Raw genomic sequence first — 12,032 nt, 5'->3', positions numbered from 1 at the left:
TCAGGCCGCCCGCGAGGCGCCGAGCGACAACCAGATCTCAACAAGCGCACCGAACTTCTGCGCCATGTCGGCGATGGCCGCCTCGTCGTCGATCTCATTGGCCAACCACCGCTTGGCGGCGTCGGCGAAGATCGTGCGACCGACGGCGAAGCCCTTGACGCAAGGCGCAGTCTTGGCAGCGGCAAAGCCCTGCTTCAGCGTTTCGATCGGCGCTTCCAGCCCCAACAATACCACGCCGCGGCAATAGGGGTCGTTGCTCTTGATCACGCCGTCAATCGCCTGCCAAGCCACTTCCGACGCCTGCGGCTCCAGCTTCCACCAGTCCGGCTTGAGGCCGGCGGCGTAGAGTTCCGTCAGGGCCCGTGCCGCCGTGTCGTTGCCGAGCGGGCCGGCTTTGGACGCAATGATCTCGATCAGGATTTCACGGCCAACCTTGCGTGCCGCCTCGTAGGCGGTGAGGAGCTTTGCCGTCTGTTCGGCCTTGAGGTCGGACGGATCGTCCGGGTGATAGAAGCAGAGCACCTTGATGCAATGCTCAAGCGGCCACTCGATCAGGCGACTGCCAAGATCTTGGCTGAACTCGAATTTGAGCGGCCGCGAGCCAGGAAGCTCGATCGGCTTGGCTACCCAGAGGCCTTTGCCCGCACCGGCGGCAAACAGAGCCTTCTGCCCATACTTGTCGTCGAGCAGCATGCCGAAGCCTGGCCGTCCGGCTGCGACGCGCTGAGCCGCCTTCACCGCCAGCACTTTGAAGTCGGGGATGCGCTTCAGCGTCGCCGCGTCCTGTGCGAGGTCCTCCACCTGGCTGCGGTGGTCGAGAGCAAGCGCCATCAGCGTCGGGTAGCTGCCGCGACGGGTCGTCGCCCAGTGAATGTGGTTGAGGGAGGCGTCCTTGCGGAGCGCATGATCGCTGCTGCCGTGAGCCAGGAAGAAGCTGAGCTCATCCCAGGTCGGATATTCCGGCGAACAGAGCAAACGAGACACCGCGAAGGCGCCGCAGGCATTGGCCCAGGTGGCACAGGTGCCGAGCGGCTCGCCCTTGAGCCAGCCTCTCAGGAAGCCCGACATGAAGGCGTCGCCGGCCCCGAGCACGTTGAACACCTCGATTGGGAACCCTTTGCCGACGATGCCATCCTCGAGATCATCGGAGATCGGACCATCATAGACGATGCAGCCCATGGCGCCGCGCTTCAGCACGATGACGGCGCTGGCGTTGGTCTTCCGGATCAGCTGCAGCGACGCCAGCACGCTATCGGCGCCGGTGGCGATCATGATCTCTTCCTCGGTGCCGACGATCAGGTCGCAATCGGCAAGGACGGTGCGCAGGAGACCCGAGACGCGATCGGATTTGACATAGCGCTCAAAACCCGCGTCGTGGCCGGCAAGGCCCCAGAGGTTCGGCCGGTAGTCGATGTCGATCACCACCTTGGTGCCATGCTTCTTGGCGAGAGCGATCGCCTTGCGCTGGGCTGCCTCGGAATGCGGACGCGAGAAATGCGTGCCGGTGACGACGATCGACCGGCTGCGGGCGATCAAAGCTTCGTCGATATCTCCTTCCGAAAGCGCCATGTCGGCGCAGTCGGAGCGATAGAAGATCATCGGCGACACGCCTTCGTCTTCCACCGCCAGCAGCACCAGAGCCGTCAGGCGGTCGCGGTCGACGACGATGCCGGAGGTGTCCACCGTCTCACGGGCGAGCTGCTCCAGGATGAAGCGTCCCATCTGCTCGTTGCCGACGCGCGTCACCAGTGCCGATTTGAGGCCAAGCCGGGCTGTTCCGACGGAAATGTTGGCAGGACAACCGCCGACCGACTTTGCGAAGCTGCCGATGTCTTCGAGGCGGGTACCGATCTGCTGGCCGTAGAGATCGACCGAGGCTCGGCCAATGGCAATGAGGTCGAGTGTCTTGGCCGCGCTGGGGGTGTCTGTCATTCTTTCCTCGCAGGGCTTTCCGTCGTTACGCTGTGTCGCGCCTTGATAATAAGAATATACGTTCCGATCAAAAAGGTCGATGAAATTATTGTTCTACGACCATCGTAGTATCCCGGAACGAGAGCACCCGAGGGTCGGGAGCTCCGCTGGAGCCATCAATTCCACTGTTTTCTCTCGGCAACTGCCACGCTCAGGGCCAGCGCCAGCACCATGGACGCGGAAAGAGGGCGGAAGCCAGCGTAGTCCGCTTCGACGACTTCGAACCAAACGTTCGAAATTGCCGCGATCGGAGAGAACGGCGAATCCGTCAGCGACACCAATGGCACCCCTCTTTCCCGGAGGTCCCTGGCCTGGGTGATGGTTTCTGAAGCGTAGGGCGAAAAGCTGACCGCGAAAGCCGCATCCCTGGGGCCGGCAAATTGCAGCAGGTCGCCGTCGATCCCCATCGGCGAGCCCGCGAGTTCGCAGCGCAATCCGAGCTTGCCGAAAGAGTAGGCCATATAGCTGGCAATGGGGAACGACCGCCGGCGCGCCAGAAGATAGATGGTCTCCGCCTCGGCGAGAACGGACGCCGCCGCCGAAAACACGTCTTGGCTGACGGAATGTCGCACGCTCTCTATCGACTGGCGTCCCGCCGTGAGGAAGCCATCGAGCGTCTTGCCGGCCTCATCCTCCGGGTCGACGCCCCGACTCAAGGAGTGGAGGCGCTCCTCGTATTCTGAACTGCGCTCGCGCATCCGGTCGCGAAACAGGCGTTGCATCTCGACGAAGCCGTCAAAACCGAAATGCTGGGCAAAGCGAATGATCGCCGACGGGGGGACGCCAACGTTCTTTGCAATTGAGGAGACCGTCCCGAAGGCGATCTCGTCAGGCTTGTCGAGGGCGAAGGCGGCGATCTGGAGGAGTCGTTTGGGCAGAGCTTTCTGCCGGCGAACGATTTCCTCCTTCAAGGGCTGATAGCCTGTGAGCGTCGCCCGTTCGGGCAGGAGGTTGCCCGGCTGGTCGGAAAGACAGGGCATGCGGGATCACTCTGCGGCACGGCATTGAGAAAGACGGCCGGCAGGTTCCGCCGGCCGTCGATCTTTTTAGTAGGCGATCTCGACCTGCCGGCCTTCCTTCAGGGACTTCATGGCGGCATCCGCCATGGCAAGCGCCTTGAGGCCATCTTCACCCGACGGCTGCATCGGCGTACCGGCCTCGAGCGCCTTGATAAAGGTGGCGATCTCGTTGGCATAAGCCTGCGTGTAGCGGGTCATGAAGAAGTCGAGAAGCGGTTCCCGGCGATAGCCTTCGGCGTTGGCCACTTCGACGGTCGTGGCCCGTACGTTTTCGGCATGTACCATGCCCTTCGAGCCGTGCACTTCGATGCGCTGATCGTAGCCGTAGGTGGCCCGACGCGAGTTGGAGATCTGGGCGATCTTGCCGGACTTCGTCGTGAGGATAATCGAGCCGCTGTCAATATCCCCAGCCTTGCCGATCTCCGGATCGACCAAGCTCGAGCCGACGGCGAATACCTTGACCGGATCCTCGCCGAGCAGGAAAGCCGCCATATCGAAATCGTGGATCGTCATGTCGCGGAACATGCCGCCAGAACGCGCCACATAGGTGGCCGGCGGCGGGGAGGGATCGCGCGAGGTGATGGAGACCATCTCGACCGCGCCGATCTGGCCGGCGTCGATGCGGGCGCGCACTTCCATGAAGTTGGGGTCGAACCGGCGGTTGAAGCCGATCATCAGCGCCGCCTTTTCCTTGGCGACGGTTTCGAGGCACCGGCGCACCCGATCCAGGTCGAGATCGATCGGCTTTTCGCAGAAGATGGCCTTCTTGGCGCGTGCCGCCTGTTCGATCATGTCGGAGTGCATGTCGGTCGGCGTGGTGATCAGGACGGCGTCGATGTCCTTGGCATTCATGATCTCGTCGATCGTGCGCACTTCGGCGCCGGACGACTTCGAGATGAAGGCTGCCGCTTCCGGCAGCGCGTCGGCCACGGCCACCAGCTTTGCCCCTGCCGTGGCAGCGACAGCGCCAGCATGAACCTTGCCGATGCGTCCTGCGCCCAGCAATCCAAATCTCAGTGTCATGATAGAGCTTTCTCCCTCGATTGTTTTCCGCGGGGGTATCGCGGATCTCCCCCGCCGGCCAAATGCTTAAGACCGTCGCCGCGCCAAAAAGTGGAAAACGATTCACAATCTCTTTCGGGATTGACCGTCGCAAAGTCTGCTCCGCCTCAGGCGCTGCCGGCTTCGGCGACAAGCCTTCTGGATGATATGGAACAGTCTCTTTTCAAGATGGAATTTAAGTTCCATTCCGCCTGCCCGTCAAGGCTTTCCTGGTCCAATAGGGCTGCTACCACCCATGGGATCATTACCATTTGGTCGAAGCTGCGGGCTCGGACGGCTAGGGAGGGGGAGGTTTCCCATGGCGATGATCCAGATTTATCTGTGTCTTTTCATGGAAGTAATGAATTCTCGCCAGCTGCGAAGGTTGCAAGGCGATCATCTCAGCGAGCCCACAGGGTGGGTGCACATGAGTTTCGGTATGGCGTACCCTACCGAACCCGGGGCAATTTCTTTGCCGATGCCAAATTGAGACGGTAGAGTTAGTGTGGGTCGGAATGATGGAACAGGGTTGAAATATTCAATTCGATTTTGAACGAGGCCGGGGATGACTGACGAGGGCGAGCCGATGGACTTCGAGGACACCGACAGCGCGGGGGTGCCGCCGCAAGAATTCCGCGCTCTGCGTGACATCATCATCGAACGCCGAGACAAGTTGCCACGCCGGTTGGCGCAGGTCGCAGCCTATGCCGTCGAATCCCCGGACGAGATCGCCTTTGGCACGGTGGCGAGTATTGCATCAGCGGCCAAGGTTCAGCCCTCAACCCTTGTTCGATTCGCCAAGGCCATGGGGTATAAGGGCTTTTCCGAGCTTCAAGTGGTGTTTCAAGAGCGGTTGCGCGATCGGCCATCCAATTACGATGAACGTCTTAACGCCTTTTCCACCCACTCGTCCGGTCGGCCTGTCACCGCGGCGGTTTTGGACGGATTTGGCAAGGCGGCGATCCGCTCGGTCGAGCGGGTGTGCGAGCGGATCGATCCGGCCGTCATGGACAAGGCGGCTCGGATTCTCGCCGACGCCGAGACCATCTATCTCCTTGCTCAGCGGCGGTCCTATCCAATCACGTCCTACATGGCTTATGCCTTCGGAAAGCTGGGAATCCGCACGGTGCTGATCGGCTCCCCGCTCGGTATCGATCGAGAAATCCTCAATTTCGCAGGTCCTCGCGACGCAGCCTTCGCCATCAGTTTTACGCCCTATGCCTCCAGTACCGTGGACCATATGCGGCAGGTCTCGGTGCAAGGCGTGCCGCTGGTGGTGATCACCGACAGTCCGTTCAGCCCGCTGGTGCCGGAAAACGGCGCTTGGTTTGAGATCGTCGAGGCCGACTTCGAAGGATTTAGATCGCTGGCCGCGACTCTCACGGTAGCTATGGCGTTGACCGTATCGGTGGCCGACCTTCGTCGAGGTCACGAAAAACAGAATTTACATACCGAATGAAATGAAATAAAGAATAAGCAGATCGGAAATAGGCGGATCTGATGGGTGCCGTGGCAGCGTTCAGCCGAACTGCCTCCTCTGCCCCAACAAACACCCTAAACGGTCCTCGCGGCGGAAGATCATCCTTGGTGCGGGCTGAGGTCGGAATGCTTATTCCACCGCGTCGTTCGCCTGGGAGAGTGGCTTCCGAACGGACCTTGGGGCCTGCCCGATAGAGCATTGGCAAAGAACAGCCCGGTCGGCCGAGAGCTCGTGCCGCGGCGGCTACTGGGAGAGAAAATATGATTCGCATTGGCGCCAATCCCATCTGCTGGTCGAACGATGACCTGTGGGAAATCGGTGGTGACATTTCCGTCGAGCAGTGCCTCAGCGAAGCGCGCGACGCGGGCATTCAGGGCATGGAGAAGGGCCACAAGCTGCCCGAGGATGGCCCTGCGCTGAAGAAGCTGCTGGCCGACTACGGGATGGTCTTCGTCTCCGGCTGGTATTCCACCTTCCTGCTCGAGCGCGATGCCGATGCCGAATTTGCCGCCGCTCAGAATGACCTGAAGTGGCGCAAGGAAGCGGGAGCCGAAGTCTTGGTCGTCTGCGAGTGCACCCGCACCGTGCACGGCACCAAGTCGGCGCCGCTCACGAGCCGCCCCGTTCTTACCGATGCCGAATGGGCTGTCTTCCTGCCGCGCATGACCCGCTTCGCCGAACTGGTGAAGGGCTATGGCTTGCAGGTCGTCTATCACCATCACATGGGCACGGTCGTTCAGACGCCTGAGGAAGTCGATCGCTTCATGGCCGGTACGGGCCCGGCGGTTAAGCTTCTCCTCGACACGGGCCACATGACCTGGGGCGGTGGCGATGCCGTGGCCATGGCGCGCAAATACGCCGATCGCATCGGCCACGTCCACACCAAGGACGTCCGTACGCCGATCGCCAAGAAGGCGCTGGCTGAAGGCTGGTCGTTCCTCGATGCCGTTCTCGAAGGCGTCTACACGGTTCCCGGCGATGGTTCGATCGACTTCACGGGCGTCTTCAAGGCGCTGCCGAATTATTCGGGCTGGGTCGTTCTCGAAGCCGAGCAGGACCCCGAGAAGGCCAATCCGAAGAAGTACGTCAACATGGGCATCAGCAACCTGAAGCGCTTCCTGGCTGAGGCCGGCCGTAGCTGATTTAGCCTCCCAACGTGAAATTAGCCCCCTGGAGCGTCGTCTTCAGGGGGCTTTCGTTTGTCCTAGAGCATCAACCGGCCGGGGTGAAACGCGGATCGACAATATAATGCTTTCAAAACAAGAATCTAGAGCGCCGATCTGATTCAGTCAGATCGAACAGCGCTCTAGTTGATCGTCTCGGCCGATGTCGCTAGCTGGGCAACGGTCCTGCGACAAAGGATGTTTCCGCAAAAAAAGCCGGAGACGGCGACCGTCTCCGGACAATGTCTTGGGAAAGGGTAGGGAGCGTCCCGTCCACGCTCCCTCGCCGCGGTCAGCCGACGACCAGCGCTTGGCGCATGGCGCAGGCAAGCCGCGTTGCCTCACGGGCGTCGGCTATGCTGCTCGGCGTCGGGCCGCCGGTCTGGACGGCTTCGACAAAAGCGCGCGCTTCGTGCAGGAAGGCATCGCCGAACCGCTCGAAGAAGTCCACCTGGCCTTCGATCTGCCGGCAACCATGAGTTTCCAATGCGACTGGACGACGCGGCACGCTCCGGCCGATGTCGAGACCGCCACGGGTGCCGGAAACGGTCATGGCTGCTTCGTAGCCACGGTGAGACGTGCGGGAAACATGGAAGGTGGCCACTTGGCCGCCCTTGAATGTGACAGTGGCAAAGCCATTGTCGACATCGCCGCAACTACCGAGCGCCGGATACATGATGCGGCTGCCGGCCGCGCTGACCGACGAAACTTCGGCTCCATCGAGCATCCAGCGGACGAGATCGATGTCATGGATGCAGCAGTCGAGGAAGATGCCGCCCGATGTCGGAGCGAAGCGCACGAAGAAGCCATCGGGATCGACAGGATCCTCCGACCGGCAACTGATCGAGAACACGTCGCCGAGTTCGCCGGTAGCGATCAGGCGCTTGGCTTCGGCATAGGCCGGATCGAACCGGCGCATGAAGCCGATCATCACCAATTGGCTCGGGCGCTTGTTGGCAACTGCGATGACCTTGTCGCAATCGGCTGTCTCAAGGGCGAGCGGCTTCTCGCAGAACACATGCTTGCCGGCTTCGAGGGCGATGATCACTTGATCGGCGTGTAGAGAAGTCGGTGTGACCAGCCAGACGGCGTCGAGATCGGGGTGGCCGAGCAGTTCGGGCAGGCCGGAATAGGTCGTGACGCCGGGGAGCGTTGCCTCGGCCCAGGCTCGTTCTTCTGGAATGGGGCTCGCAGCCGCCACCAGGGAGGCGCCGGGTACGCGGAGGGCTAGGTTTTCGGCGTGGCGTCGGCCGAGCCGGCCAAGGCCTACAATGCCGATGCGGACGGAAGCGGACATGAAGGAGATACCTTGTGGTTGGTGGCGCTTGGCGCCAGCTTCTTGATTGACCGGCGCAACAGGCGCACGCAGATAGGCGTTAAGGTTCCGAAAAACGATTCAAGCTTAATATCGACACCCCTGTCGCCGGTCCTGGTTCGGCTGACGCCGCGGGCTGAATTGCCTGACGGCCGGTCATCCACCGGCGGGGCTCGATCGAGGGTGAACTGTCTGCCCAAGCAAGTGGCGAGGCGACTGAAGCCGCCTCGCCGATATTTTCTGCAAACTTAGGCAGTAGGGATCACTTGATCGAGGCGCGGAAATCCACCAACTGCTGGGCGTTTTCCTTGGTGATCAAGGTGGCGCCGGAGTCGATGCGCTTGTCGATGGTCTTGCCAGCGATGATCTCGAGGGCCTTCTCGACGCCGAGACGACCCATGTCGTAGTTGCCCTGGGCGATGGAGCCGTAGAGGTCACCAGCCAGAATGGCCTTGAGGTTGTCGCTGTTGGCATCGACGCCAATGATCGGAACTTCCTTGCCGCTCTGCTTGAGGGCGCGGAGGGCGCCGAGGGCTTCCTCATCGTTGCCGGCGAACACGCCGGCGATATCAGGCGTCGTCTGCAGAACGTTCTGCGTTACGGTATAGGCTTTTTCGCGGTCCGAGTAGGCCGGCTGACGCGCGGCGATCTCGATGCCCGCCGCTTCCAGCACCTGCTTGGCGCCATCGCAACGCTGGGTCATGCTCGGATTGCCCGGCGCGCCGTCGAGCAGCAGCACCTTGTCGCCCTTCTTGAGCACCTTGAGCAGCGCCTCGCCACCCGCCTTGCCGGCAGCGATGTTATCGGTGCCGATGAAGGAGGCGTAGTCGGTGAACTTCTCGGGCATGCCGGTGTCGACCAGCAGAACCGGAACGCCAGCCTTGCGAACCTTGGTGATGACGTTGACGGCGGTGTCGGGCTGCGACGGAGAGAAGATCAGGGCGTCGGGCTTCTGAGCGAGCACGTCCTGCACCATGTTGATCTGCTGCTCAACGGCATCTTCGGTCGGCGGCCCGAGCACGATCAGGTCGACGTTGTTCTTGTCGGCTGCGGCCTGAGCGCCGGCGGCGACGATTTTCCAGTACTGGCTCGACAGCGTCTTGAGGACGACGGCGATCTTCACTTTTTCGGCGGCCGCAGCGGGGCTGCTGAGGCTGGTGATAGCAGGCAGCACCGCGACGGCGAAGGCACCGGCCATCAGGGCAGCAACGAAAGTTCTCCGGTTCATGGTCTCACTCCCAGTAAGATTAGTCGGTTTAACGGTCTCGTATCTCCTCGTTACGAGACCTCGTTACGTCCGTTCCAAAGATCGGAACCATGTGTGGACGTAGGACGGGTCGATCGGTCCGCAGAGAGCTGCGCTCAACGGGCGGACTTCATGACATTCTGGCGAAGGACGTCGATTGCCACTGCGATTACAATGACCGCACCGATGGCAAACGTTTGGATGGCGCTGTCGACGTTCAAGAGATTGAGGCCGTTGCGCAGCACTGCGATCAAGAGCACGCCGATGATGGTATTGGCGATCGAGCCGACACCGCCAAAGAAGCTGGCGCCGCCAATGATGACCGCCGCGATGGCATCTGTGTCGTAGTCGAGGCCGGCCAGCGGGTAGACGGCATTGACGCGTCCGGCAAGCACAAGGCCGGCGAGTGCGGCCGTGAAGCCGGAGATCGTGTAAACAAGGTTCAGAATGTTGTTGACCTTGATGCCCGATAGACGTGCTGCTTCTTTGTTGCCGCCAACGGCGTAGATGTAGCGACCGGTCGAGGTACGGGTCAGAAAGAAGTACATGCCGATGTAAAGGATTGCGACCAGGATAAAGCTGACGGGCACCTGGCCGAAGGAAGTGTTCCCGAGAAACTGGATTTCATCGGGGAACATGCTGATCGGGGCGGCGGCGGTTACAAACAGCGCGATACCGCGAGCCATTTGCTTGGTGCCCATGGTCGAGATGAAGGGATGCGGCAGGCGCAGCTTGGTCAGCAGGAGGCCATTGAAAAGTCCCAACAGCGAGCCAGAACCGAGGCAGATCGCGATGCAGAGATAGGGATTGAGACCCCAGCGATCGGAGGCGATGCCCATTATCATGGTGGACAGGGCTAGTACCGAGCCGACGGACAGATCGATGCCTGACGTCAGGATAGCGAGAAACATCCCGATCGATACGATGGCGCTGACCGCCGCCTGAGATGCGACGTTCATCAGGTTGTCCATGGTCAGGAAGCGGGGCGACAGGACGGTCATGACTGCGCACAGCAAGATCAGACTGAGCAGGACGCCGAGTTGGTAGAGTTTCTCCGTCATGGCATCGCGTCTGGCGGTCGCTTTCACGCCTGGCAGCTTATCGTTATTGGTCAGGACGTCGTTGGACATCAAAAAATTCCTTCTACGGAATGCGGTCCGGCCGCGCGGGGCCGGGGAAAGCTGGTCGGTGTCTTGGGTCAGGAGGCCTGTTTGAAGCCGGACGCGGCGTACATGATCTTTTCCTGCGTCGCTTCAGCCTGCGTCATCTCGCCGGTGATCTCGCCCTCGTGCATGACGAGGATGCGATCGGCCATGCCCATCACCTCTTCCATTTCCGAGCAGATGATGATGACGCCGGCGCCGTCCGCGACCAGCTGGTTGATAAGCTTGTAGACTTCCACCTTCGCGCCCACGTCGATGCCGCGTGTTGGCTCATCGAAGATGAAGATCTTGGCGTTGGACAGCAGCCACTTGGCGATCACCACCTTCTGCTGGTTTCCGCCTGATAGCTTGCCGACCAGCATGTCCATGCCAGACGTCTTGAGCCGCATTTCGGCGCAGATTTTCCTGGCAGTGTCTCTAAGGCGTTTCAGGCTCAGCCAGCCGGCCTTGCCATACTTCTCCATCTTGACGATGGTCGCGTTGAAGGCGACGCTCTGGATCAGGATAAGGCCCTGCTCCTTGCGGTTTTCCGTCAGGAAGGCGATGCCGGCGTTGATGGAATCGAGTGGCTGGCGGATTTTCACCGGCTTGCCGAAGACCTCGATGGAGCCGGAGTCATAGGGGTCGGCTCCGGTAATGGCGCGCGCCGTCTCGGTGCGTCCGGCGCCGACCAGGCCGGCAAAGCCGAGCACCTCTCCCGCCTTGAGGTCGAAGGAGATGTCGTGCAGCACGCCCTTTCGGCTGAGATTGCGAACAGAAAGAACGACGTCGCCCTGCGGTGCCGGCTCCTTGGGGTATTTGTTCTGGATGCTACGGCCGACCATGAGCTGGATAATGTCGGCAACCGAACGGCCCTTCATGGTGAAGGACTCGATGGTGCGCCCGTCGCGCATCACCGTCACGGTGTCGCAATTGTCGCGCACCTCGTCGAGCCGGTGGGAGATGAACAGGATACCGACGCCGCGCTCCTTCATGCGAGCCATCACCCGGAAAAGGTCGTGGGCTTCCTTTTCGCTCAGGCTGGACGTTGGCTCGTCCATGATGATCAGTTTGGCGTTCGACCAGACGGCACGGCAGATCTCGACCATCTGCTGGTGGCCGACGCCGAGGGTGCCGAGTCTGGCAGTCGGTGACACGGCGAGCCCGAGGTCGGCGAGCAGCTCCGCCGCCTTTGCGTTCATCTGGGCGCGGTCGAGGATGTTCAGCGACTCCGCCAGGTACATCTCTCGCCCAAGGAAGATGTTCTCGGCCACGCTGAGGTGCGGGATGAGGCTCAGTTCCTGGTAAATGCAGCCAATGCCGATGCCCATCGCCCGACGGGGATCCAGGGACGTGTAGGTCACGCCGTCAAATTCGATTGTGCCGCTGTCGGGCGTGTGAGCGCCGGTAAGCATCTTGATCAGGGTCGACTTGCCGGCGCCGTTCTCGCCGCAGATGCCGTGAATCTCACCGGCTCGCGCCTCGATATCCACCCCGTCCAGCGCAACGACGCCGGGAAACTTCTTGGTTAGGCCCTTGACTCTCAGCAGGATTCCATCGGCGACCATTTCCGATACCTCGATTGCGGTGCTGAACAACAGGTCGCCGCGCCGCCCGGAACCGGCTTCGCTGCTTGACCGTCTTCTCCCACCTTC

The 12,032-nt window shown here is 61.3% G+C and carries 9 protein-coding genes; 2 read left to right on the top strand and 7 right to left on the bottom strand.

Annotation, left to right across the window (positions count from 1 at the left end):
• The 3 genes from iolC to iolG all read right to left on the bottom strand — a co-directional run bounded on the left by iolC (position 1) and on the right by iolG (position 4,013).
• Positions 1–1,932 (bottom strand): 5-dehydro-2-deoxygluconokinase, encoded by a 1,932-nt coding sequence (gene iolC / locus AB6N07_RS21005; protein ID WP_370674999.1) that lies wholly within the window; start codon positions 1,930–1,932, stop codon positions 1–3.
• Between the two features lie 155 nt (positions 1,933–2,087).
• Positions 2,088–2,951, bottom strand: a complete 864-nt coding sequence (locus AB6N07_RS21000; RefSeq protein WP_370674998.1) for a MurR/RpiR family transcriptional regulator — start codon at positions 2,949–2,951, stop codon at positions 2,088–2,090.
• A gap of 66 nt (positions 2,952–3,017) precedes the next feature.
• Positions 3,018–4,013 (bottom strand): inositol 2-dehydrogenase, encoded by a 996-nt coding sequence (iolG, locus tag AB6N07_RS20995; protein ID WP_370674997.1) that lies wholly within the window; start codon positions 4,011–4,013, stop codon positions 3,018–3,020.
• A 583-nt stretch (positions 4,014–4,596) separates the two neighbouring features.
• On the opposite strand from iolG, the gene AB6N07_RS20990 reads away from it, so the two are divergent.
• Both AB6N07_RS20990 and iolE read left to right on the top strand, forming a co-directional pair.
• Positions 4,597–5,490: a MurR/RpiR family transcriptional regulator gene (locus AB6N07_RS20990; RefSeq protein WP_370674996.1), complete on the top strand. Its 894-nt coding sequence runs from the start codon at positions 4,597–4,599 to the stop codon at positions 5,488–5,490.
• Between the two features lie 281 nt (positions 5,491–5,771).
• Positions 5,772–6,653, top strand: a complete 882-nt coding sequence (gene iolE / locus AB6N07_RS20985) for a myo-inosose-2 dehydratase (RefSeq protein ID WP_370674995.1) — start codon at positions 5,772–5,774, stop codon at positions 6,651–6,653.
• 313 nt (positions 6,654–6,966) lie between these two features.
• Here the strand turns inward: iolE and AB6N07_RS20980 are convergent, their stop codons facing one another.
• The 4 genes from AB6N07_RS20980 to AB6N07_RS20965 form a co-directional block, all read right to left on the bottom strand.
• Positions 6,967–7,971, bottom strand: coding sequence for a Gfo/Idh/MocA family oxidoreductase (locus AB6N07_RS20980; protein ID WP_370674994.1), 1,005 nt, complete (start codon positions 7,969–7,971; stop codon positions 6,967–6,969).
• 280 nt (positions 7,972–8,251) lie between these two features.
• Positions 8,252–9,217, bottom strand: a complete 966-nt coding sequence (locus AB6N07_RS20975; protein WP_370674993.1) for a sugar ABC transporter substrate-binding protein — start codon at positions 9,215–9,217, stop codon at positions 8,252–8,254.
• Between the two features lie 134 nt (positions 9,218–9,351).
• Positions 9,352–10,365 carry an ABC transporter permease gene (locus tag AB6N07_RS20970; RefSeq protein WP_370674992.1) on the bottom strand — a complete coding sequence of 338 codons (1,014 nt, stop codon included), beginning with the start codon at positions 10,363–10,365 and terminating at the stop codon, positions 9,352–9,354.
• Between the two features lie 68 nt (positions 10,366–10,433).
• Positions 10,434–11,975: a sugar ABC transporter ATP-binding protein gene (locus AB6N07_RS20965; protein ID WP_370674991.1), complete on the bottom strand. Its 1,542-nt coding sequence runs from the start codon at positions 11,973–11,975 to the stop codon at positions 10,434–10,436.
• Positions 11,976–12,032: the final 57 nt, after the last annotated feature.

Origin of the sequence: Pleomorphomonas sp. PLEO (assembly GCF_041320595.1) — a bacterium.
Lineage (GTDB): Bacteria > Pseudomonadota > Alphaproteobacteria > Rhizobiales > Pleomorphomonadaceae > Pleomorphomonas.
This window is presented reverse-complemented; position numbering and strand designations above follow the sequence as displayed.

What these genes read in the sequence shown, in the direction of transcription:
- iolC (WP_370674999.1), bottom strand. Translation starts at nt 1,932, where the DNA reads ATGACAGACACCCCCAGCGCGGCCAAGACACTCGACCTCATTGCCATT.
- AB6N07_RS21000 (WP_370674998.1), bottom strand. Translation starts at nt 2,951, where the DNA reads ATGCCCTGTCTTTCCGACCAGCCGGGCAACCTCCTGCCCGAACGGGCG.
- iolG (WP_370674997.1), bottom strand. Translation starts at nt 4,013, where the DNA reads ATGACACTGAGATTTGGATTGCTGGGCGCAGGACGCATCGGCAAGGTT.
- AB6N07_RS20990 (WP_370674996.1), top strand. Translation starts at nt 4,597, where the DNA reads ATGACTGACGAGGGCGAGCCGATGGACTTCGAGGACACCGACAGCGCG.
- iolE (WP_370674995.1), top strand. Translation starts at nt 5,772, where the DNA reads ATGATTCGCATTGGCGCCAATCCCATCTGCTGGTCGAACGATGACCTG.
- AB6N07_RS20980 (WP_370674994.1), bottom strand. Translation starts at nt 7,971, where the DNA reads ATGTCCGCTTCCGTCCGCATCGGCATTGTAGGCCTTGGCCGGCTCGGC.
- AB6N07_RS20975 (WP_370674993.1), bottom strand. Translation starts at nt 9,217, where the DNA reads ATGAACCGGAGAACTTTCGTTGCTGCCCTGATGGCCGGTGCCTTCGCC.
- AB6N07_RS20970 (WP_370674992.1), bottom strand. Translation starts at nt 10,365, where the DNA reads ATGTCCAACGACGTCCTGACCAATAACGATAAGCTGCCAGGCGTGAAA.